Raw genomic sequence first — 21,922 nt, forward strand, 5'->3', positions numbered from 1 at the left:
CCCTCTCAGGAGTGCTCCGTGAAAACCCCTCGCCTGATCGCCTCCGTGGCAGCCGTCGCTGCCATCGGGCTCGCCCTCGCCGGCTGCGCGCAGAGCAGCTCGGCCGCGTCGTCCACCGACGGCGCAGACAAGAAGCTCACCGTCTTCCTCAGCGCAGACACCAACATCCAGGATCTCTGGCAGAAGACGCTCATCCCCGCGTTCGTGAAGGCCAACCCCGGATACAGCGTGTCCGTCGACTTCGACCTGCACGGGCTGCACGACCAGCAGACCGTCGCCAAGCTCACCGCGGCGACCATCCAGAAGAAGGACCCGGGCTACGACCTCGTCGACGCCGGTTTCGTCTCGCAGGTCGCCGCATCCGGGCTGCTCGAGAAGGTCTCCGGCACCGACGTCCCCGGTCTGAAGGACGTTCCGAAGGACCTCGTCACGGCCGGCGGCAACGGCGGCATCCCCTACCGCGGCTCCAGTGTCGTGCTCGCGTACGACACCAAGACCGTCGCCACCCCGCCCAAGACGCTCGACGACCTGCTCGCCTGGATCAAGGCCAACCCCGGCAAGTTCACGTACAACTCGCCGGACACCGGAGGCAGCGGCCAGTCGTTCGTCACGACCGTGCTCGACCAGAACGTCTCCGCCGCCGACCGCACCAAGCTGGTCACCGGCTCGGCGCCCGAGGTCGAGGGCGACTGGGAAAAGGGATTCGCGACGCTCGCGAGCCTCAACCCGTACGTGTACCAGAAGGGCGTGTACCCGAACGGGAACAACCAGGTGCTCGACCTCCTCTCCAGCGGCCAGATCTCGATCGCCCCGGTGTGGAGCGACCAGTTCGTCACCGGCCACAAGAACGGCCAGATCCCCGCGAACATCGCGTACACCCAGATCTCCGACCCGTCGCTGACCGGCGGCGCCAGCTACCTCGGCATCCCCTCCGCCACCCCGCGCAAGGCGGGAGCAGAGAAGCTGGTGTCCTGGCTGCTCACCCCGGATGCTCAGGCCCTCGTCGCAGACAGCATCTCCGGATACCCGGTGATCGCGCTCGACAAGCTGCCGTCCTCCGTGCAGGACCAGTTCAAGGACGCCGACATCGCCAACCTCCGCCCGGCATACTTCGCCACCACCGCCGCCGACATGAACAAGGCGTGGGCGCAGAAGGTTCCCGGCAAGTAATGGCCACCGTCACCGCCGCCCCGGCGGCGACCACCGCGGTCCGCAGCGCCAGCACGGCGCGGCGGTCCGCGGTGACCGGCTTCCTGCTCGCGCTGCCTCCCGTGGTGGTGATCGCCCTGTTCGTCGGGGTGCCCGTGGTGCTCGCCCTCGCGTTCAGCGTCGGCTTCACGGGCGGGCTGAACTCCGTGATCGCGGCGGTCGGCCAGAACGTGCACCACGCGGACGGCGCCCTGCCGACCTTCGCCGCATACGGCGACGTGTTCGCCACCGAGGCGTTCTGGCAGGACCTCGGGCTGACGCTCGGGGTGACCGTCGCGAGCACCGCGATCGTCGTCGTCCTCGCCGGCGGCATCGGCCTGTACCTGCGGCTGCGCGGCGGCTGGCTGGCCCGGTTCCTGTCCGCCATCGCCATCGTGCCGCTGTTCATCCCCGTGGTCATCGCCTCCTGGGCGATTCTCACCTTCTACTCCGCCGACGGCTTCCTCCGGAGCCTGCTCGCGCAGATCGGCGTCGACGGCCCGGTGTGGGCGTACACGGCGACCGCCATCGTCATCGGCTCGGCGTGGACGTCCCTTCCGTTCGCCGTGCTGATGATCGTGTCGGGGCTGCAGTCCGTTCCCGACGCGCTGATCGAGGCGGCCAGGGATGCGGGAGCGGGCACCGTGCGGATCGTGCGCACCATCCTGCTGCCGATGAGTGCCGTCCCGATCGTGATCGCCGTCACCTTCACCGCCATCGGCGTGATCGGCTCGTACACGGTCCCGTACTTCACCGGTCCGAACGCTCCGACCATGCTCGGCGTCGCTCTCGCCAGCTATTTCACCTCGTACAACCAGCCGCAGCAGTCGCTCGTGATGGCCTTCGTGGTCTTCCTCGCCGCGGCGGGCATCGGCGCGCTGTACGTCTGGGCGAACTTCCGCAGCGCCCGCCACGAGGGGAGGATCTGATGCCGCGCGCCGTCTCCGCCGTGCTCCGCGCATCCGGTGCCACGCTGTTCGCGATCGTGCTGCTGGTGTTCGTGCTCGGCCCGCTGCTCTGGCTGGGCGCCCACGCGTTCGCGGACACCTGGACGTACCCGCACCTGCTTCCAGACTCGTGGACGCTGCGCTGGTGGTCGACGGTGTTCAGCGACCCGGCGCTCGGTTCGTCCATCCAGAACTCGCTGCTCATCACACCGGTGGTCGTGCTCGACTCCGCCGTGGTCTGCCTGCCCGCCGCATACGCCTTCGCGCGCTTCGAGTTCCCCGGTCGCCGGCTCTTCCTGATCGGCCTGTTCGCCACGAACGCGTTCCCGCGGATGGGGCTGTTCGCGACCCTCGCCTCCCTCTACTACGCGCTCGGCCTGATGAACACGATCGCCGGCGTCGTGGTGGTGCAGCTCCTCGGGACGATCGTGTTCATGACCTGGATCCCGGCCGCCGCGTTCTCCGCCGTCCCCCGCTCGCTGGAGGAGGCTGCGCGCGACGCGGGAGCATCCAGGGCGCGCGTGTTCTTCACCGTCACGCTGCGACTGGCGCTCCCCGGCATCCTGGTCGGCGCCGTGATGGCCTTCCTCGCGGCGTTCGACGAAGCGCAGGGCACATATTTGGTGGGCGCACCGGACATCCTCACCATGCCGACCGAGATGTACAGCCTCGTCCTCAACTTCCCCAAGCAGGTCGCCGCCGTCTTCTCGATCCTCCTCGCCATCCCCTCCGTCGTGCTGCTGCTCACCGTGCGCAAGCACGTGATGGGCGGCCAGCTCGCCGAAGGCTTCCAACTCAAATGACCGTCCGACTCACGAACAAGGAGCACTCCGTGACCTCCCTCTCCGCCGCGACCGGCGGCTCCGGTGCAGACGGCCTGCGTCTCTCCGGGCTCAGCAAGACGCTGGGTGGCCGCACCATCATCGACGACCTCGACCTCACCGTGCAGAGCGGCGAACTGGTCTCCCTGCTCGGTCCGTCCGGCTGCGGCAAGACCACCACGCTCCGGATGATCGCCGGGTTCCTCGCCCCGGACGCCGGCAGCATCACGATGGCGGGCCGCGACGTCACCCGCCTCGGACCGGACAAGAGGCCGAGCGCGATGGTGTTCCAGAACTACGCGCTCTGGCCGCACCTGACCGTGGCCAAGAACGTGGCGTACCCACTGAAGCTGCGCAAGCTGTCACGCGCGCAGATCGCGGAACGGGTGGATGCGATCCTGACCCTGGTCAATCTCCTGCACCACCGGGACTCGCGCCCTCCGCGCATCTCCGGCGGCGAGCAGCAGCGCGTCGCCCTGGCGCGCGCTCTCGTGCAGGAGCCGGATGTGCTGCTGCTCGACGAGCCGCTCAGCAACCTGGACGCGAAGCTGCGCGTGAAGGTGCGCGAGGACATCCGGGACCTGCAGCAGCGGCTCGGGATCACCACGGTCATCGTCACGCACGACCAGGAGGAGGCGCTCTCCATCTCGGACAGGGTCGCGGTGATGAACGCGGGCAGGATCGAGCAGTTCTCGACGCCGACGGAGCTCTACGCCCGCCCGGCGACCGAGTTCGTCGCGACCTTCATCGGCTCCCTCAACCGCTTCGACGGCTCGTTCGACGGCTCGCGCGTCGTGGACGGTCCCGGCGTCGTCGGCATCCGGCCGGAGGACGTGGTGTTCACGCAGGCGCCCGTGCCCGGCGGGGTGCGCGCCGTGGTCGAGCGGGTGGTGCCGCACGGTCACTTCCACGAGCTGCGGCTGCGCCGCGACGACATCACGCTGAACGCGTACGTCACCGGCCAGCCGCCGCAGCTGGGGAGTGTCGGCTTCGCAACCGTCGAGTCCGCCCTCCTGTACAGGGACGGCCGTCTGGTCGAGCGCGCAGAGGCGGTGGTCGCATGACCCCGCGCGCCTGCGCCCACCGCGGCGACTCGTCGGTCTTCCGCGAGAACACCATCCGGGCCGTACGGTCGGCTCTCGACAAACGTGCAGAGGTGGTCGAGATCGACGTGCGGCTCACCGCGGACGGCGACGTGGTCGTGCTGCACGATCCGACGCTCGAACGGCTCTGGAACGATCACCGCGCGATCGACGACGTGCCGACGGCCGACCTCGCGTCCTTCGGAGCGGCCGACGACCGGCCTCCCCTGCTCGCCGAGCTGCTGCCGCTCTTCGCCGACGCGGAGAGCAGGCTGGTGATCGACATGGAGGAGGCGCGTTTCGCCGCCCCCGCGCAGGCCGTCGTCGCGGCATCCGGGATCACCGTCGACTGGTGCGGCGACCTCGACGGGATGCACACCATCCGCTCCCTCGACCGGGATGCGCGCATCTGGTACCCCTGGGCCGCGCCCGTCGCACCGACCGCCGACGCCATCGCGAGCCTCGCGCCCGTGACGATCAACATCCCCTTCGCCATCGCCGGCGACGCCTTCGTCCGAGCGGTCCACGACCTCGGCCTCACCGTCACCGCGTGGACCATCGACGACCCGGCCGACCTCGCGGCGGCCGTCGCCCTCGGCGTCGACACCGTCACCACGAACCAGCTCGACCGCCTCCAGGCGATGCGGTCGCAGCCCGTCTCCTCCCGTGCGGAGGTGGCGCGATGACCCCGGCCGAACTCGTCGACGCCCGCGACCGCGCCCGCGAGCTCGGGGCCTGGGCCGCCGAGCAGATCCGCACGAGCAGGATCACCGAGGTCTCCACCAAGGCGAACCCGGCCGACCTCGTCACCGAGCTCGACCAGTCGATCGAGCGGCACGTGCGCGAGCGGATCTCCGCCTGGTACCCGGATCACGCGTTCGTCGGCGAGGAGTACGGCGGCGAGCCTGCGCCCGGCCGCCCGACCTGGTACCTCGATCCGGTCGACGGCACCACCAACCTCGCCAACGGCGTGCCGTGGACGGCGTTCTCCCTCGCGCTCGCCCTGGACGACGTGCCCCTCGTCGGCGTGGTCGCCGACCCGTGGCAGAACGCGCTGTTCGACGCCATCGCCGGCGAGGGCGCTCGTCGCGACGGCGAAGCCATCGCGATCGCGCCCGGCGGATCCCTCTCGGGAGGCGTGGTCGGCAGTGAGCTGGCCGGGCATCAGGCCTGGACGGGGATGCGCGAGCTCGCGCACGCGCTCACCGATCGGTTCTGCACCCTCCGCGTGATGGGCTCCGGCACCCTCACCCTGCTCGGGCCGGCGGCGGCGCGCGGAGTCGGCGCGGTCATCCACCGGTTCAGCCCGATCGACCACCTGGCCGCCTGCCTCATCGCGGCGGAGGCCGGGGCGGTCGTCCTCGGCGAGGACGGGCAACCAGCCGTGTTCCCCGCGACCGGCGGCGTGCTGGTCGCCGCACCGGAGGTCAGCGAGGAACTGTACGGCCTCTGGCGGGCTGCACTCGCCGGGCGATGATCAACGACGCCGGGATGTGCCCGGCCGCGAGGACCAGCGCCGCCGCGGCGATCCAGAGGTTGCCGAGCCAGGCCGCCGTGCTCAGGAACACCACGACGGGCAGCACGGCCATCGGGACCGGGAGCACCCACCAGCGCCGGTAGAGCGTCTCTCCCGCTCGCCCCGTTGCGAGGTACCGCGCCCACAGGGCGTAGTAGCCCGCCAGCGCGGCGAGCGCGGGAACCGCCCACCAGCCGACCAGCTCGCCGGGCTCGGTGATCGGCGGGACGACCAGGCAGAGCGCCTGCCCCGCGCGTTCCAGCCACCCGAGCGGACGGGGCACGCGCGCCTCCGGCATCGGGGAGAGCGGCGGGAACCACACCAGCAGCAGGTTGGGAGCGAGCACGGCGAGCGCCATGATCAGACCCAGCAGAGAGAAGCCCACGCATGAAGGCTAGCGGTGCGCGATCTCCCTCTCCCGCATCGGGTCAGTCGTCGGCGGCGGCCTTCCCGTCCCCTGCGCCCTGATCGCGGAGCTTCGCCCACTGCCGGAGGCGTTCCGCGACGTTGCGTTCGTACCCGTTCTCGGTCGGTTCGTAGAACGTCTCGCGGGCCATGTCGTCCGGGAAGTAGTTCGCGCCGGAGAAGCCGGTCTCCGTGTCCGGGTCGTACTGATACCCCTTGCCGTAGCCGAGGTCTTTCATCATCCGGGTGGGGGCGTTCAGGATGTGCGCGGGCGGCATCAGCGATCCCGTGCGCTTCGCCGCGGCGTTCGCCCTGCTGAACCCGCGGTACACGCCGATCGACTTCGGCGCCGTCGCCAGGTAGAGCACGGCCTGGGCGATCGCCAGTTCACCCTCCGGCGAGCCGAGGCGTTCGTAGACGTCCCACGCGGCGAGCGCCTGCTGCACCGCGTTCGGGTCGGCCATCCCGATGTCTTCCGTGGCGAACCGGGTGATTCGGCGGGCGATGAACAGCGGGTCCTCTCCGCCGGCGATCATCCGGGCCAGCCAGTACAGCGCGGCGTCCGGATCGGAGCCGCGCATCGACTTGTGGAGGGCGGAGATGAGGTTGTAGTGCCCCTCCTGCGACTTGTCGTACAGCGGGGCGCGCTTCTGCACGGCCGCGGCGAGCGCCGCCGAATCCACGGGTGCTGGTAGCGACTGCACCTGCTCGATCATGTTCAGCAGGTACCGGCCGTCGCCGTCCGCCATCGCGATGAGCGCCTGCCGGGCGTCGTCGTCGAGCGGCAGCGGTGCGCCGAGCAGTTCCTCCGCACGCGTGATGAGGATGCCGAGGGCCGCGTCGTCGAGACGTTTGAGCACGAACACCTGGCAGCGGGACAGGAGGGCACCGTTGAGCTCGAAGCTGGGATTCTCGGTGGTCGCTCCGACGAGCACGATCGTGCCGTCTTCGACGTACGGCAGGAAGGAGTCCTGCTGCGCCCGGTTGAACCGGTGGATCTCGTCGACGAACAGCAGCGTGCCCTGCCCGATCTCGCGCCGCCGCTGCGCGGCCTGGAACACCTTGCGGAGGTCGGCGACGCCGGAGAACGTGGCGGAGAGCGGTTCGAACGCCAGGTTCGTCTGCTCGGCGAGGAGGCGCGCGATGGTGGTCTTCCCGCAGCCGGGCGGTCCCCACAGGATCATCGACACGAGCCGCTGCGCAGCGACCATCCGCCCGATCGGCGCATCCTGGGCGAGGAGGTGGTCCTGGCCGACCACGTCTGCCAGGGTGTGCGGGCGCAACCGATCGGCGAGCGGACGGGATGCGTCGTCCACGTCGAACAGAGAAGGCGGTAGCTCGCTCACGATCGCAGACTACCGTGGGGACCACCGCATCCCCAGCTGAGAGAAGGGAACACGACATGAGACTCACGATCAGCCTGCAGGTCACTCTGGACGGCGTCGCCCAGGCGAACGGCGGCAACAACGAGGAGATGGACCCCGGTTTCACCCGCGGCGGCTGGGCGCTGCCGCTGGGCGACGACGAGGCGGTGCAGTACATCCTCGACACCTGGCGACGCCCGGATGCGTTCCTCCTCGGTCGCAAGACCTACGGCCTGTTCGAGACATACTGGGGCGCCCGCAGCGACGACGACGGCTTCGGCGCCGCGATCAGCTCGAAGCCGAAGTACCTGGTCTCCAGCACGGTGTCCGACCCCACCTGGCAGAAGACCACCGTGATCTCCGGCGACGTCGCCGAGCGCGTGCGCGAGCTCAAGGCGCAGCCGGGCGGCGAGCTGCTCGTGGTCGGAAGCGCCGCGCTCGCCCGCTGGCTCCTCGAGAACGAGCTGGTCGACGAGCTGAACCTCATCCAGTTCCCGGTGATCGTCGGCGAGGGCGAGCGCCTGTTCCCCGAGCGCGGTCTCGACTTCGCCCTGGACCTGCTCGACTCCCGGGTGTTCGGCACCGGGATCGTCGCCCTCACGTACGGAGTGGGAGGGCGGCCGGAGTACGCCTGAGCGACCGCGCACTCGCTCACCCCACCGGGATACCGGCCCTCGCGGCTTCCAGCGAAGCTCGTAGCTCGGCCAGGACCGCCGCCGCCGCCGCCCGCTTCGCCTGCGGGATCGGGATGAGGGCGTCGAGCTGCGCCCGGAACACCGCCTCGGCCTCCCCGACCAGGTGCTCCCCCTCGTCAGTGAGGCTGACCAGCGACGACCTCCCGTCCGACGGGTTCGGGTGCCGCCGGGCCAGGCCCCGCTCCACCAGGCGGTCCACCCCCTTGCTGATGGCTCCGACCCCCGCGACGAAGTTCTCGGCGATGTCGATCACTCGCGCGCCCGGCTTGGCCGCGAGGTAGCGGAGCATCTCGAACTGGGATGCGGCGATCCCGTGCTCGGCGCGCAGTGCGTCGTCGACCGCGTTGTACAACCGCGTCTCGGAGCGGACGAGGTCGTCGAAGAAGGCGACCAGGTCGTCGTTCGCGCTTTTGTATGCCACGGCATATAGTCTACTAACTACATGCCTCGGCATATATCTACGCGATCGGAGAGACCATGAGCACGGAACAACGGAGGAACCTCGACAAGCAGCTGCGGCTCGCCCCGGCGGAGCACCCGGCCACGATCGAGCAGCTGCGGACCGGGTTCGCCGACTTCATGGGCACCTTCCCCGTGCCGGGCGGCATCCGCATCACCCCCACCCGCCTCGCAGACCGGGCAGCCGTGCTGGTCGAGCCGGAGGCGGACCAGCTCCCGGGCACCCTGCTCTACTTCCACGGCGGCTCCTTCATCCTCGGTTCGCCGACGACGGCCCTGAGCATCACAGCGCAGCTGGTCCTCCGATCCGGGATGCGGGCGCTCTCGCCGGACTACCGCCTGGCGCCCGAGCATCCCTTCCCCTCCGCCATCGACGACGGTGTCGCCGCATACCGGGACCTCCTCTCCCAGGGCACACCGCCGTCGTCCATCGCCTTCGTGGGCGACTCGGCGGGCGGCGGACTGTCGGTCACCGCCTGCCTGGCCGCCCGGGACGCGGGTCTGCCGCTCCCGGCGGCGATCGTCGCGTTCTCGCCCGGCCTGGACCACACCCGGTCAGGGAGCAGCGTGGTCACCAAGGACGGCGTCGACCCCTTCTTCACCGCCGAGGGGATGCGGCGCACCGGCGAGCTCTACCTCGCCGGCCAGGACCCGGCCCAGCCACTGCTCGCTCCCGCCGTGCATGCCGACCTGCACGGGCTGCCGCCGATGCTGCTCCAGGTGGGGACCAACGAGCTCCTGCTGGACGACTCGGTTCGCCTGGCCGAGCGCGCCCGCGACGCCGGCGTCGACGTCATCCTGGACATTACCGCCGACGTGCCTCACGTGTTCCAGGCGTACGTCGGCGCCCTGGACGAGGCGGCGGATGCGCTCGACCGCGCCGCGCTGTTCCTCCGCCAGCGGGTGGAATGATGAAGCGACCGCGCTGAGCCGCACCCACCGACAGGAGACCGCCGTGACCACCATCGCCGCCAATCTGGAGTGGCTGTTCACCGAAACGACGGACTCGACCGCCGACCGCATCCGGGCAGCAGCGGCCCACGGTCTCGACGCCGTCGAGGTCTGGGGATGGCGCGACAAGGATGTGGAGGCCATCCGGGCGGCGCTCGACGAGACCGGCGTCACGCTGCTGTCGCTCATCGTGGACCCGCAGCTGCAGCTCACCGACCCGTCCACGCACGAGCCGTATCTCGACGGGGTGCGCGACTCGCTGGAGGTCGCGATCGCGCTCCGCGCACCCAACCTGGTGGTGGTGGCCGGCCAGGAGCGGGACGGGGTGCCGCGGCAGGCCCAGCACGATGCGGTCGTCTCCGTGCTCTCGCGCGCGGCGGCGATCGTCGGGGACAGCGGGGTCACGCTGCTCCTGGAGCCGCTGAACTCGCGTGTCGACCACGTCGGGACGTACCTCTGGTCGACGAGGGAGGGACTCGACATCGTGCGCGAGGTCGGCTCCCCGCAGGTGCGCCTCCTGCTCGACGCCTACCACGCGCTCGTCATGGGCGAGGATCTCGCGGCCGTGGTCGGCGACGACATCGCCCTGGTCGGCCACGTGCAGGTGGCCGATGCCCCCGGCCGGCACGAACCGGGCACAGGGACGATCGACTGGGAGGCGCAGTTCCGTCTCCTCCGCGACCTCGGCTACACCGGCCGTTGGGGCATGGAGTACACCCCGAGCCGCGAGACGGTCGCCTCGCTCCGCCACGTCGAAGACCTGGCAGCGCTGGTCGACGGGCCGCGCGCGTCGGGAACCACGACGTTCGTCGCGGACACTACTTAGATATGAGGGGTATTCGACTGGACGAGCCGACAGTGCTCGAACGTGTGCGGGGCGGTGACGCCGACGCGTTCGGGGAGCTGTTCGACCTGCACCACGATCGTGTCTTCCGCCAGGCCATGCGACTGACGGCGTCCATCCATGACGCTGAGGACGTGACGGCCGTGGTGTTCTTGGAGGCCTGGCGCCGCAGGGATGCGATGCGCGAGGTGAACGATTCGGTCATCGGCTGGCTGCTGGTGATGACGAACTTCGTGTTCCGCAACTATGCGCGCGCATCCCGCCGGTACCGCACCGGGCTGGAGCAGCTGCCACCGCCCGAGCACGCGCCGGATCACGCGGACGCCGTGGACGAGCGCATCGACCGCGACTCCCGCCGTGCGGCACTGCGCCGCGCACTGGCCACGCTTCCGAGACGCGACCAGGACGTCCTGACGCTGTGCGTGCTGGAGGAGCTGAGCACGGCCGACGCCGCCGCGGCACTCGGCATCGCGCCGGGAACGGTCAAATCGCGCCTCTCCCGGGCGAAGGCCCGGCTCACCGAACTACTGCAGCAGGACCCGGCTGCGGCGGAATCCACCGCGAGCCCCGCCGCGACGGAACCCACCACGACGAACCCCACCACGACGAACGGAGGAGAGCGATGAGCACCGAGCCCACCTTCGACCCGCGCCGCAAGGCCGCGATCCGCGACCTGGTCGTCACTCACGCGGCCGCAACGCAACCAGGCACCGCCCGCAAACGCACAGCGCTGATCGTGGCCCTGGTGCTGCTCGCCGTCAGCATCTCCGGCGGCACGGTGGCGTACGCCCTCGGCACCGGACTTCTCGACCCGGCCCCGGTGGCGACCGCGACACCGACGCCGACGCCCACTCCGACGCCGACGCCGACCGAGACACCGACCCCGACGTCGACGCCGACCACGGTGGCGCCCGTCGACGATCCGGCAGATCCGTCCACCTGGACCATCCGCTTCGACGGTGTTGGTCCGGTCAGTCTCGGGACGCCCGTCCAGGACCAGCACCCAGCGATCCCGGCGTTCTCGGACACCACCGACCCGATCTGCGTCCCACAGCTGGCGGTCCTGGTCTCCCCCGACAACCTCCGCTTCACGTTCGTGGGCGCGGCGGACGGCTCCGGCCGGACCGCTGCGATCGAGTTCGGCAACTACGGAAACGGCTCAGACGACCGCGCGACGACGCCGAAGACGGCTGAGGGCATCGGCATCAGCTCAACGGCCGACGAGCTGCTCGCCGCGTACCCGAACATCCAGAAGACGGGCACATACGGCGACATCGTCACCTTCTACGGCCTGACCGACGATCAGGGCGGCTGGATCGTCTTCTCCGTGATGAACGGCGCGGTCACCGACATCCAGCTCGGGAACGAAACAGACCTGCCGATCGGCCAAGGGACCGTGAAGGCCATCCCCTCCGAGCGCTGCCCGGCCTGACGGTGGGCACCATGTAGGGCGGCGAGCGCCGCCCTACATGAACGCCGGCTTATCCCCTTCGGTGCCCGGCTTGTCCACGCCGAGGTTCGCCCGGCTCCACGTCGACGGTTCCCGGATGATGCCGACGACCAGCGCGGCGACACTCTTCCGTGACACCTCCGTCCCCCGGAACGGTTCGCCTTTCTCGGTGACCTCGTAGTCGATCTCGTCTGCATCGGTGAGCCACGCCGGCCGGAGGATCGTGAAGTCGAGGCCGGAGGCTTCGATGGCGTCGGCCGCTGCCCGGTATGGCCCGAGCAGCGAGCCGATCTGGCTGCGGTTCCAGCGGCCGAACTCGCCGGGGACCTCGTCGTAGATGCCGAGCGAGGTGATGAAGATGAGACGCCGGACGCCTGCGCCCTCCATCGACCGGACGATCGCCTGCGCCTGCCGGTCGACGTCTCCTGCCAGGTTCGCGTACACGATGTCCTGGCCGTGCACCGCGGCGACGAGAGTGTCGGTGTCCAGCACATCCCCCTCGACGACTCTCGCGCCGTCCGGCACACTGTCGAGTTTGCGCCTGTCTCTCAGAAAGAGGGTGAGCTCGTCGTCGGTGTCCGCCAGCATCCGGATGGCGTGGCGGGCGATCTGGCCGCCGGCTCCGAGAATCAGTACGCGCGTCATCGGGGGTCCTCCTCGCTGCTGTTGCTCCTGTGGGTATCGAACCACTCGACGGCGCGTTGTGGGAGTTTTTCGACGTATCGGGGGGCCAGAATGCGGGAATGAGCGGCGACGAACGGCAGACTGAAACCACGCACCGACGGTCACGATTCCGGCTCACTCCCATGCGCGCGCGTGACCCGCACGAGCGCGGGCGGACCGCATCCACCCTCGAGCTCTTCTTCGACCTCGTCTTCGTCGTGGCCGTCAGCGTCGCCTCCAGCCAGTTGCACCATGCCCTGACCGACGCGCACATCCTGGATGGGCTGGCCGTCTACGCCGTCGTGTTCTTCGGCATCTGGTGGGCCTGGATGAACTTCACCTGGTTCGCCACCTCCTTCGACACCGACGACTGGCTCTACCGCGTCCTGACCATCGTGCAGATGGGTGGCGTCCTGGTGCTCGCCGCCGGCATCGAACCGGCCTTCACCCGGCACGATTTCACGGTCCTCATCCTCAGCTACGTGGTCATGCGGATCGCGATGGTCGCCCAGTGGCTCCGCGCCTCGCGTGCGGCAGGCAGGAGCCGCCGCGCCACCCTCGTCTACGCCGGCGGAATCGCGGTGGTGCAAGTGTCCTGGCTGGTGCAGCTCGCGCTGCCGGCGGCGATCTCCTGGATAGCGCTCATCGTGCTCATCGCCGCCGAAGTCGCCATCCCGATCATCGCCGAACGGATCGGCAGCACGCCGTGGCACCCGCACCACATCACCGAGCGCTACGGCCTGTTCACCCTCATCCTCCTCGGCGAGAGCCTGCTCGCCTCCGCGAACGCGATCATCGAGACCATCCACACCGGCGAGCACGTTCCCGCATTGGTGGGGGTCTCCGCGCTCACGCTGATCGTGACCGCCGCGCTGTGGTGGATCTACTTCTGGCCGCCGCACTACCGAGCCATCAGCTCGTTCGCCAGCTCGCTGCGCTACGGCTACATCCACTACTTCGTCTTCGCAGCCGCCGGCGCGCTCTCCGCCGGAGTCGAGATCCAGATCGACGCCATCACCGGGCACACGCGGCTCCCCGCCATCGGCGCAGCGTTCACCCTCAGCATCCCGATCGCCGTCTTCATCCTCGGGATCTGGTGGATCGCCCTCCGCCAGAACGCCGACCGGCTCGTCAAGGCGGTCGTCCCCGTCGGGGCCGTGCTGGTCGTGCTCACCCCGCTCACTCCGGTGCCGGTGGTGCTCACGGCCGGGATCCTCATCGCCGTCGTCGTGGTGCTGGTCGCCCGGCCGCCTCTGGACGGGGTAGGCGCGCACCGACCATAAGACGCTCAGCATCCGGACCACTTGACACAGTTTCTGACTACGCTCATAATTGAGCGCAGTCACCAATTTCGTCAAGAGGGGCAACTCGTGCAAGCAATCACCCTGACCGCCTACAAGCAGCCGCTCCAGCGCTCGGAGGTCCCCGAACCGACCGTTGGCCCGGGCGACGTTCTCATCGCGGTGCAGGCGGCCGGGCTCAACCGGCTGGACGAAGGGATCCGGCAGGGACAGTTCACGCAGATCGTGCCGCTGGAGCTTCCGCACACTCTCGGACTCGATGTCGCCGGCAGGGTCATCGAGGTCGGTGCCGCGGTCCGGAGGTTCGCACCGGGCGACGAGGTCTTCGCCCGCCCGCGCGATGGTCGCATCGGCACCTTCGCCGAACGCATCGCCGTCTCCGAGGACGATGTCGCGCACAAGCCCACCTGCGTCGACATGATCGAAGCGGCATCCCTCCCCCTCGTCGCGCTGACCGCCTGGCAGGCGTTCGTCGAGCGAGGTCACCTGCATGCGGGTCAGAAGGTCCTCATCCATGCGGGTGCGGGAGGAGTCGGCACGATCGCGATCCAGTTGGCGAAACACCTCGGCGCGACCGTCGCCACCACCGTCAGTGCGGCCGACCGCGACTTCGTTCGCGGGCTCGGGGCGGATGTGGTGATCGACTACCGCACAGAAGACTTCGAAACCCTTCTCAGCGGTTACGACCTCGTGCTCGACAGCCTCGGGGGTGAGAACCTCGAGAAGTCGCTGCGCATCCTCAAGCCCGGCGGCACAGCGATCGGCATCGCCGGTCCCCCTGACCCCGCGTTCGCTCGACGGATCGGGATGAATCCTGTGCTCCGGGCGGCTGTCACCGGGCTGAGCCGGAAGATCCGCACACAGGCGAAACGCCTGGGCGTGACCTACGAGTTCCTCTTCATGCGCGCGGACGGCGCGCAACTCGAGCAGATCGCCGCGTTGGTCGACGAGCAGGTGCTCCGGCCGGTCGTCGGCCGCGTCGTCCCGTTCGAGCAGATCCCCACCGAACTCGGTTCGCTCGCTCGCGGCATTCGCGGCAAGTCCGTCGCCGCCATCTCCGGCCCGTCGCCACGCGCCGACCGCTGATCGTCACCCACCACCGAAGGAGCCCACCATGAGCACCGAACCCGTCGTCACCGCCTACCGTGACGCCCCCACCCGGACCATCCGCGTCGGCGACACGACCGTCGCCTACCGAGAGCTGGGACCGGCAGGCGGCATCCCGGTCGTCTTCTTCGTGCACCTCGCGGGAACGCTCGACAACTGGGATCCGCGGATCGTCGACCCGATCGCGAAGCACCGGCACGTCATCGCCTTCGATCAGCGCGGGGTCGGCGGCTCCTCCGGGAAGGTTCCCACGACCCTCGAGGCCGCCGCGGACGACGCATACGCGTTCATCACGGTGCTGGGATACGACCTGATCGACGTCTTCTCCTTCTCCATGGGCGGGATGATCGCGCAAGACCTCATCTTGAAGCACCCCGGCCTCGTCCGCAGGCTCGTCCTCACCGGGACCGGCCCGCGCGGCGGCAAGGATATGGACAAAGTGCTCTGGACGACGTACTGGGACATCCTCCGCGCAGCGCTCACCCGGTCCGATCCCAAGGAGTTCCTCTTCTTCAACCGCAACGCGACGGGCAAACAGGCGGGAAAGGCCTTCATCGGGCGACTCGAGGAACGCGTGACCGACCGCGACAAGGACATCTCGCTCTCCTCGTTCCACACCCAGCTGAAAGCCATCCAGAGGTTCGGCAGATCGGCACCGTCCGACCTGTCACGGATCACGCAGCCAACGCTCATCGCCAACGGCGACAACGACCGGATGGTGCCTTCCGTCCTCTCGGAGGACCTCCACCGGCGCATCGCCGGCTCCGAGCTCGTCATCTACCCGGACTCCGGCCACGGTGCGATCTTCCAGTACCACGAGCAATTCGCCCCGGTCGCCGTCGACTTCCTCGGCGCCTAGCCGCCGCAGCACCCCTCACCCGCACCGCTACCCAGACAGTCAAGGAACCCTCATGCCATCGCTCACCAATGCCGTCGTCCTCGTCACAGGCGCGAACGGAGGCATCGGCACCGAGTTCGTCCGTGCCGCCCTCGACCGCGGCGCGTCCAAGGTCTACGCCACCGCGCGCAACCCACAGACGTGGACGGACGATCGCATCGTCCCGCTCCCCCTCGATGTGACGGACGCCGACTCCATCGAAGCGGCCGTCAGCGCGGCGGGAGATGTCACCGTGGTGATCAACAACGCGGGAGGTGTCCCGCCGACGGCGAGCATGCTCGACATCTCCGAAGCCGACCTTCGAGCCAACCTGGAGCTCAACTTCTTCGCCCCGGTGCGCGTGTCACGCGCGTTCGCCCCCACCTTGATCGCGGCCGACGACGCTGCCCTGGTGAACATCCACTCTGTCGCCAGCTGGTACGCCTTCGGCGGGACGTACAGCGCGTCGAAGGCCGCACTCTGGTCCGCGACCAACTCGCTGCGGCTGGAACTCGACCCGCTCGGCGTGCTCGTCACGGGGGTGCACGTCGGATACGTCGACACACGGATGGCCGCGCACGCGGACGGCCCGAAGATGCTGCCCGGCGACCTTGTCGCAGCGGTGTACGACGCCGTCGAGGCCGGCGCGTACGAGGTCGTCGCCGACGACATCAGCGCACGGATCAAGTCCGGCCTCGCCGCGCCCATCGAGGTCCTCTACCCGGAGCTGAGGACAGCCGGCGGCAACTAAGCTCGTCTCCGAGCCGACCGACCACGTCGAAGGAACCCGAAATGAGCGACGTCACCGCCGAACTGGGGCGGCGCGAACGGAACAAGCGCGCCAAACTGGACCGCATCACCGCGGCAGCCTCCGAGCTGTTCGCCGTGCACGGGGTCGACGACGTCACCACGCAGCAGATCGCAGAGCTCGCCGACGTCGGCACCGGCACCGTGTTCCTCTATGCGAAATCGAAGGGCGAACTCCTCCTGCTCGTCCAGAACGCCCACTACGCCGAGGCGCTCGAGGAAGGGCGGGCCGCGGCCGCAACGGCACCGGATGCGCTCGAGGCGCTGCTCGCCGTCGCCCGCCCGATCGTCGCCTGCAACCGGGTCCAGATCGACAACGGACGCACCTACCTGAAAGAGATGGCCTTCGGCGATGCCGACGAGCCCCACCACCGCGCGGCGCTCGACATCGTCGCGCGGACCGAGGTACTCCTGAGCGAGACACTGCTGAAGCACGAAGCGAGCACCCCGGCGGACGCGCCCGTGCTCGCCCACGTCATCTCCGCGATCATGCTCCTCGCCATGGCGTCCGCCCCGGATCCGGAGACCTCCGTCGACGACGTCGTGCGCGACATCGCGACACAGCTCGCCGCGGTGCTCGCGCAGCGGTGAGCGTCAGAGCTGCCGCGCCGTCGCCCGGCCGAGGTGCGGCTCGTCGACGTCGCGGCCCAGGAGTTCGATCGCTTCCTCGGCGGGCGAACCGCTCTCCGAGGTGAACATCAACAGGCGGTGCATGGACTCGTCGGCAGGGGTGAGCACCTCGAACGCGAGTTCGACATCGCCGACCTCGGGATGGTGGAACTGCTTGACGCCTGACACGCACACCGCGACGGGGTGCCGCGCCCACAGCCTGCCGAATTCCGGGCTTTTGAGGCTCAGTTCACCGACCAGCGCGATCAGTTCGGGATCGTCGGGGTTCCGCGCCGCGAGGACGCGCAGCGACGCGACCGCGCGCTCCGCCTCCTCCTCCCAGCGCCCGTAGAGTTCCCGGGTGTGCCCGTCGAGGAAGAGCATCCTGGTCGTGTTCGGCCTGTCGCGGGGACGTGTCGGGCTGTCGACGTGGAGGTGGCCGGCGACGAGCCGATGACCGAGGGTGTTCCAGCCGAGCACCTCGCTGCGCCTGCCCAGGATGACGGCGGGGGTGTGCGTCAGCGAGTGGATGAGGCGAAGGGTGCCCGGTCGCGCGTAGTCCGGCTTCGCCGCGCCGGTGCGCCGGACCGGACGCTGGGGTCGTGCCAGGTCGAACAGGTGGGCCCGTTCATCCGGAGTCAGGTTCAGGGCGCGCGCGATGGAGTCGATGACGGACTCCGATGCGTTCACGCTCAGCCCCTGCTCAAGGCGTGTGTAATACGTCGCGCTCACCCCGGCGAGCATCGCGAGTTCCTCACGGCGCAGCCCGGGAACCCGGCGTGCGCCGTATCCGACGACTCCCACGTCCTCGGGCCGGAGGGCAGCCCGACGGAGGCGGAGGAATTCGCCCAGCTCGCTCGGATTCGTCATGGCCTCATTCTGCTCTCTCGCCGCCGCTCGTGCCTGTCACTGCCAGTGCTAGGCAAAGCCGGGTGTGGTTGCCGTTCCCGCACGACGGCATCGTTGGCGGAGTCATCACACGAGAAAGGCTCACCATGACCACCAACGCAACGCCGGCTCACACCACCGGCACCGGGCCGACAAGGAGGGCGGCCGCGATGTCCGGCCGGCAGCGGGTTGCCCTCACGGTGCTGCTGACCGCGAGCTTCACGCTCGCTGTCGACTTCTCCATCCTGAACGTCGCGCTGCCGAGCATCGGAACCGATGTGGGCTTCGCGATCCAGAACCTGCAGTGGATCGCCACCGCCTTCGCTCTCTGCTCGGCCGGTTTCACCCTGCTGATGGGTCGCGTGGCCGACCTCGCGGGGCGCCGCAGGATGTTCCTGATCGGGATGGCGCTGCTCGGCGCCGGGTCGCTCGCCGGCGGCCTCGCCACGACCCCCGCACTACTCGTGATCGCCCGCGTCGCACAGGGCCTCGCCACCGCGATCGTGGTCCCCGCGGCCCTCGCCCTGCTCCTCAGCGCCTTCCCGGAGGGGCGCGCTCGCGAGAAGGCCCTGGGCCTGAACGGTTCGCTCATGGCCGCCGGGTTCACGACCGGCGCGATCCTGGGCGGGCTGCTCACCGACCTTCTCTCCTGGCGCTGGGCGTTCCTCATCAACGTACCCATCGCGGTCGGGGTACTGATCGTCGCGCCTCTGGTGCTCACAGAGAGCAGGGCGGCCGCGCGGATGAAGCTCGACGTTCCCGGCGCGATCACGGTGACCGCTGGACTGCTCGCGCTCGTATTCGGGCTCACCACCGCCGCCGCGAGCTCGTGGGCGAATCCGACCACCGTGGTCTCACTCGCCGCCGCGCTGGTGTTCCTGGTCTGGTTCGTCCTGATCGAGCGGAGGGCCGCGCATCCACTGCTGCCGCTCGCCATCCTCGCTCGTTCGAACGTGTCCTGGGGCAACCTGACGGGGCTCGTGGCGTTCGCGACGGAGACCTCCCTCGTGTTCCTGCTGACGCTCTACCTGCAGCAGGTGCTCGGCTTCACACCCCTCGCGGCCGGCCTCTCATTCGCCGTGCTGGGCGCCGGCACGGTGATCGGCGGTCTGGTCGGACCAGCGCTGATCGCCCGGTTCGGCAACAAGACCGCGATCGTCGGCGGCTTCCTCGTCCAGGGGGCGGCGACACTGGCCCTCGTCCTTCTGTCGTCGTCAGCAGCATCCATCTGGCTCCTCCTCGGCGCCACCTTCGTCGGCGGCGTCGCGAACCTGGTCGTGATCGTCGGGTTCATGGTCACCGCCACGTCGGGACTCGCCCCGGATGAGCAAGGGCTCGCCACCGGACTCACCACGATGAGCCAGCAGGTCGGCATCACCCTCGGAACGCCGATCATGAGCGCCGTCTTCACCGCCGTCGTCGTCGGCAGCACCGCGCCGCTCGCCGAAACGGTCCTCCGCGGTGTCTCGACCGCCATCTGGGTGAACGGCGGCCTGTGCATCGCGGCCGCGGTCGTGATCGCGCTGTTCCTCCGGAGGCGCGCCGAGTGAAAAGTCAACCGCCAGCGTCTTCCATTACCTCCCATTGCCCCAGATTTCAGTCGGACCACCACCTCCGCCGCGGGCCCACTACCGTCGCGCTCATGACTGATCACCTCATCCTCGGCGCAATGTTCCGCGCGGTCGGTGCATACCCGTCCGGCTGGCGTTTTCCCGGCGCGCACCACGACCCTCGCGACGATGCGGCTGTGCTGCGCCGCACGGCCCTCGCCGCGGAGGCCGCCAAACTCGACTACATCTTCTTCGGTGACTGGCTGGCCACCGGACACGATCTCGAGTTCCGCGACCCGTACCTGCTCGCGCGCATCGACCCCGTGAGCGCCATCGCCCATCTCAGCGGAGTCACCGAGCGCATCGGGCTCATCGCGACGGCGAACACCACGTACTTCGACCTCTACACCCTCGCCCGGCTGACGGCGTCGATCGACCGCCTCAGCGACGGTCGCGCCGGCCTCAACCTGGTCACCGGTGCCGAACCGCGCGCAGCGGGAAATCACGGCCGGGATGCTCACGCGCCCAACGAGCACCGCTACGACCAGGCCACCGAGTTCGTCGACGCGCTCACGCGGCTCTGGGACAGCTGGGAGGACGACGCCTTCGTGCTCGACCAGGGCACCGGCACGTTCATCGACCCCGACCGGCTGCATCGGACGGATGCGGTCGGCGAGCACGTGCGCGTCACCGGCCCGCTCAATGTGGCCAGGCCCGTTCAGGGGCGCCTCCCGATCGTGCACGCCGGCACATCGCCGCGCTCCCGGCAGCTGGCCGCCGAGGCCGCGGACCTCGCGCTGATCGCAGCGCCGAGCCGGGAGGCTGCGGTGCAGATCAGGGCCGGCCTGCGCGAGGCGGCGGCCTCGGCCGGGCGGCCATCCGGCGCGCTCAAGGTGGTCACCCCCGTGCTCCCTGTCGTCGCGCCGACGCGCGCGCTGGCGCAGGACATCTTCGACGAGCTGCTGCGGCTGGTCCCCCTGGACGACGGCTCACCCCTGTCTCGCAGTGCCGCCTTCCCGGCCAACCGGTCCGTCGCGTCGCTCGCCGGAACCGTGGGCACCGAGCTCGGCGCGGCCGGTCTGGACGACGCCGTCCCCGCGTCGGTCGCCGCCGCGTTTAACGACGACGGGCAGCGCCTCATCGAACTGGTGGCGTCCCGGACGCGCCGGAGGGTCGGCGGCGACCTCCCGGTGACCTACCGGCACCTCATCGCCAGCAACGCCGTGCCCGCGGCCGCCGTGGTCGGCAGCTCGTCCGAGGTCGCCGACCACCTGGAGTCCTGGTTCACCTCCGGTGCCGCAGACGGATTCAATGTGCTCACCCCGTACCTCCCCGCCCAGTTCGACGCGTTCACCCACGACGTCGTGCCCGAGCTGCAGCGGCGCGGCCTGTTCCGCACCGAATACGAAGGGACGACACTGCGCGAGCACCTGGGCCTGCCTGTCCCGGCGAACACCCACACGGTCGACGAACTCGTCGACGCGCGCGGCTAGGCCGTCACGACCAGCGGAGCATCCGCGTCGGCCGCCCACTCGTTGAGCGAGCCGTCGTAGATGCGCACGTCGTCGCGGCCGAGCAGCGCGAGCGCGAGCGCGTCGGACGCCGCGGCGATCCCTCCCCCGCAGTACGTGATGATCGGGTCCGGCGAAGCGAGGGTGTCTGCGAAGAGGATCCGCAGCCCCTCCGGTGGGAGGAAGGCGTTCGTCTCGCGCGAGACCAGTCGCCCGGCGGGGATGTTGACACTTCCCGGGATGTGCCCGCGCCGCGCCCTGAATCCACTCGCGCCGCTGAACTCCGCCGGAGCCAGCCCGCAGATCAGAGTCGCCTGCGCGTGCCCGTCGACGACGGCGCGCACATCGGACATGTCGGCCCAGAATCCGGAGCGCTGCGCCGGAACGAACACCGTGCTCGGCGCGGCGCGCTTCCGGGCGACGGGTTCCCCGGTACCCACGCCACTCACGACGCCCGCACCTCCGCTCTCGACCTGGCGCCCCTCGGAACGCCATTTCGTGAGACCGCCGTCGAGGACGACGACGCTCTCGTGGCCGAACGATCGGAACAGCCACCAGAGCCTGGCCGCCCAGTTGCCGACCGATGCGTCCGAGACGACGACCGTCGTGTCCGCCCCGATGCCGTGCGCGGAGGCGGCGGCGGCGAACTGCGCCGCTCCTGGCCGGGTGAAGGCGAACTCTCCCGTCGGGTCGCTGAACTCCTCGATGATGTCCGCGAAGAGCGCCCCGGGGATGTGCGCATCCTCGAACTGCGCGCGACCGCTCCCCCAGGTGAGGGAGCCGTCGGCGACGACGGGCAGCACCGTGGCGTCGAGCACCACGACGGCCGGATCGTGCAGGTTCTCTGCGAGCCAGTCCGTCGTGACGAGTGGCCCGTGCGCTGTCAC

General features: G+C 69.7%; 24 protein-coding genes. 18 read left to right on the forward strand and 6 right to left on the reverse strand.

The features are described from left to right. Positions 1–18 precede the first annotated feature (18 nt). The 6 genes from ACN6M5_RS09940 to ACN6M5_RS09965 are packed head-to-tail and all read left to right on the forward strand — an operon-like array spanning position 19 to position 5,515. Entirely contained in the window at positions 19–1,170 is a 1,152-nt protein-coding gene (locus tag ACN6M5_RS09940; protein WP_434949507.1) for an extracellular solute-binding protein, read from the forward strand. Then, positions 1,170–2,117, forward strand: coding sequence for an ABC transporter permease (locus tag ACN6M5_RS09945; RefSeq protein ID WP_434949508.1), 948 nt, complete (start codon positions 1,170–1,172; stop codon positions 2,115–2,117). Before ACN6M5_RS09940 ends, ACN6M5_RS09945 begins: the two co-directional genes overlap by 1 nt. After that, positions 2,117–2,938 carry an ABC transporter permease gene (locus tag ACN6M5_RS09950; RefSeq protein WP_434949509.1) on the forward strand — a complete coding sequence of 274 codons (822 nt, stop codon included), beginning with the start codon at positions 2,117–2,119 and terminating at the stop codon, positions 2,936–2,938. The genes ACN6M5_RS09945 and ACN6M5_RS09950 overlap by 1 nt, the downstream gene beginning before the upstream one ends. After that, complete coding sequence (locus ACN6M5_RS09955) at positions 2,935–4,020, forward strand: ABC transporter ATP-binding protein (protein WP_434949510.1); 1,086 nt, start codon at positions 2,935–2,937, stop codon at positions 4,018–4,020. The genes ACN6M5_RS09950 and ACN6M5_RS09955 overlap by 4 nt, the downstream gene beginning before the upstream one ends. Continuing rightward, the gene (locus tag ACN6M5_RS09960) at positions 4,017–4,724 is read left to right on the forward strand and encodes a glycerophosphodiester phosphodiesterase (protein WP_434949511.1); all 708 of its coding nucleotides are present in this window, start codon (positions 4,017–4,019) and stop codon (positions 4,722–4,724) included. The genes ACN6M5_RS09955 and ACN6M5_RS09960 overlap by 4 nt, the downstream gene beginning before the upstream one ends. Next, positions 4,721–5,515 (forward strand): inositol monophosphatase family protein, encoded by a 795-nt coding sequence (locus tag ACN6M5_RS09965; protein WP_434949512.1) that lies wholly within the window; start codon positions 4,721–4,723, stop codon positions 5,513–5,515. Before ACN6M5_RS09960 ends, ACN6M5_RS09965 begins: the two co-directional genes overlap by 4 nt. On the opposite strand, the gene ACN6M5_RS09970 is transcribed toward ACN6M5_RS09965, so the two are convergent. Beyond that, positions 5,466–5,939, reverse strand: a complete 474-nt coding sequence (locus ACN6M5_RS09970; RefSeq protein ID WP_434949513.1) for a hypothetical protein — start codon at positions 5,937–5,939, stop codon at positions 5,466–5,468. The two genes, ACN6M5_RS09965 and ACN6M5_RS09970, sit on opposite strands and share 50 nt — an antisense overlap. 43 nt (positions 5,940–5,982) lie before the next feature. Further along, the gene (locus ACN6M5_RS09975; protein ID WP_434949514.1) at positions 5,983–7,305 is read right to left on the reverse strand and encodes a replication-associated recombination protein A; all 1,323 of its coding nucleotides are present in this window, start codon (positions 7,303–7,305) and stop codon (positions 5,983–5,985) included. Between the two features lie 56 nt (positions 7,306–7,361). On the opposite strand from ACN6M5_RS09975, the gene ACN6M5_RS09980 reads away from it, so the two are divergent. Beyond that, positions 7,362–7,958, forward strand: coding sequence for a dihydrofolate reductase family protein (locus tag ACN6M5_RS09980; protein WP_085368973.1), 597 nt, complete (start codon positions 7,362–7,364; stop codon positions 7,956–7,958). Positions 7,959–7,974: 16 nt separating this feature from the next. Here the strand turns inward: ACN6M5_RS09980 and ACN6M5_RS09985 are convergent, their stop codons facing one another. Beyond that, the gene (locus ACN6M5_RS09985; protein WP_434949515.1) at positions 7,975–8,439 is read right to left on the reverse strand and encodes a MarR family winged helix-turn-helix transcriptional regulator; all 465 of its coding nucleotides are present in this window, start codon (positions 8,437–8,439) and stop codon (positions 7,975–7,977) included. A gap of 56 nt (positions 8,440–8,495) precedes the next feature. Here ACN6M5_RS09985 and ACN6M5_RS09990 point away from each other — a divergent pair, with 56 nt between their 5' ends. Genes ACN6M5_RS09990 through ACN6M5_RS10005 form a run of 4 tightly spaced genes read left to right on the forward strand, consistent with a single transcriptional unit; the run spans position 8,496 to position 11,704 of the window. Next, on the forward strand, positions 8,496–9,389 hold the full coding sequence (locus ACN6M5_RS09990) for an alpha/beta hydrolase (protein ID WP_434949516.1): 894 nt from the start codon (positions 8,496–8,498) through the stop codon (positions 9,387–9,389). 43 nt (positions 9,390–9,432) lie between these two features. Next, complete coding sequence (locus ACN6M5_RS09995) at positions 9,433–10,254, forward strand: hydroxypyruvate isomerase family protein (protein WP_434949517.1); 822 nt, start codon at positions 9,433–9,435, stop codon at positions 10,252–10,254. A 32-nt stretch (positions 10,255–10,286) separates the two neighbouring features. Beyond that, positions 10,287–10,898, forward strand: coding sequence for an RNA polymerase sigma factor (locus ACN6M5_RS10000; RefSeq protein ID WP_434949518.1), 612 nt, complete (start codon positions 10,287–10,289; stop codon positions 10,896–10,898). Further along, positions 10,895–11,704, forward strand: coding sequence for a hypothetical protein (locus ACN6M5_RS10005; RefSeq protein WP_434949519.1), 810 nt, complete (start codon positions 10,895–10,897; stop codon positions 11,702–11,704). The genes ACN6M5_RS10000 and ACN6M5_RS10005 overlap by 4 nt, the downstream gene beginning before the upstream one ends. 33 nt (positions 11,705–11,737) lie before the next feature. Here ACN6M5_RS10005 and ACN6M5_RS10010 read toward each other — a convergent pair whose 3' ends face one another. Further along, entirely contained in the window at positions 11,738–12,367 is a 630-nt protein-coding gene (locus ACN6M5_RS10010) for an SDR family oxidoreductase (RefSeq protein WP_434949520.1), read from the reverse strand. Between the two features lie 161 nt (positions 12,368–12,528). Between ACN6M5_RS10010 and ACN6M5_RS10015 the strand changes: the two genes are divergently transcribed. The 5 genes from ACN6M5_RS10015 to ACN6M5_RS10035 all read left to right on the forward strand — a co-directional run bounded on the left by ACN6M5_RS10015 (position 12,529) and on the right by ACN6M5_RS10035 (position 17,068). Continuing rightward, positions 12,529–13,668, forward strand: coding sequence for a low temperature requirement protein A (locus ACN6M5_RS10015; RefSeq protein WP_434949521.1), 1,140 nt, complete (start codon positions 12,529–12,531; stop codon positions 13,666–13,668). 87 nt (positions 13,669–13,755) lie between these two features. Then, entirely contained in the window at positions 13,756–14,772 is a 1,017-nt protein-coding gene (locus ACN6M5_RS10020) for an NADP-dependent oxidoreductase (protein ID WP_434949522.1), read from the forward strand. Between the two features lie 28 nt (positions 14,773–14,800). After that, complete coding sequence (locus ACN6M5_RS10025) at positions 14,801–15,652, forward strand: alpha/beta fold hydrolase (protein WP_434949523.1); 852 nt, start codon at positions 14,801–14,803, stop codon at positions 15,650–15,652. Between the two features lie 52 nt (positions 15,653–15,704). Next, positions 15,705–16,421, forward strand: a complete 717-nt coding sequence (locus tag ACN6M5_RS10030) for an SDR family oxidoreductase (RefSeq protein WP_434949524.1) — start codon at positions 15,705–15,707, stop codon at positions 16,419–16,421. A 41-nt stretch (positions 16,422–16,462) separates the two neighbouring features. Next, positions 16,463–17,068, forward strand: a complete 606-nt coding sequence (locus tag ACN6M5_RS10035; RefSeq protein ID WP_434949525.1) for a TetR/AcrR family transcriptional regulator — start codon at positions 16,463–16,465, stop codon at positions 17,066–17,068. A 3-nt stretch (positions 17,069–17,071) separates the two neighbouring features. Here ACN6M5_RS10035 and ACN6M5_RS10040 read toward each other — a convergent pair whose 3' ends face one another. Next, positions 17,072–17,956 carry a helix-turn-helix transcriptional regulator gene (locus ACN6M5_RS10040; protein WP_434949526.1) on the reverse strand — a complete coding sequence of 295 codons (885 nt, stop codon included), beginning with the start codon at positions 17,954–17,956 and terminating at the stop codon, positions 17,072–17,074. 125 nt (positions 17,957–18,081) lie between these two features. Here ACN6M5_RS10040 and ACN6M5_RS10045 point away from each other — a divergent pair, with 125 nt between their 5' ends. Together ACN6M5_RS10045 and ACN6M5_RS10050 are read left to right on the forward strand one after the other, a co-directional pair. Next, positions 18,082–19,524 carry an MFS transporter gene (locus ACN6M5_RS10045; RefSeq protein WP_434949527.1) on the forward strand — a complete coding sequence of 481 codons (1,443 nt, stop codon included), beginning with the start codon at positions 18,082–18,084 and terminating at the stop codon, positions 19,522–19,524. Between the two features lie 92 nt (positions 19,525–19,616). After that, positions 19,617–21,017 carry an NtaA/DmoA family FMN-dependent monooxygenase gene (locus tag ACN6M5_RS10050; protein WP_434949528.1) on the forward strand — a complete coding sequence of 467 codons (1,401 nt, stop codon included), beginning with the start codon at positions 19,617–19,619 and terminating at the stop codon, positions 21,015–21,017. Here ACN6M5_RS10050 and ACN6M5_RS10055 read toward each other — a convergent pair. Then, positions 21,014–21,922, reverse strand: coding sequence for a sulfurtransferase (locus ACN6M5_RS10055; protein ID WP_434949529.1), 909 nt, complete (start codon positions 21,920–21,922; stop codon positions 21,014–21,016). The two genes, ACN6M5_RS10050 and ACN6M5_RS10055, sit on opposite strands and share 4 nt — an antisense overlap.

Origin of the sequence: Leifsonia araucanica, assembly GCF_051161895.1 — a bacterium.
Lineage (GTDB): Bacteria > Actinomycetota > Actinomycetes > Actinomycetales > Microbacteriaceae > Leifsonia.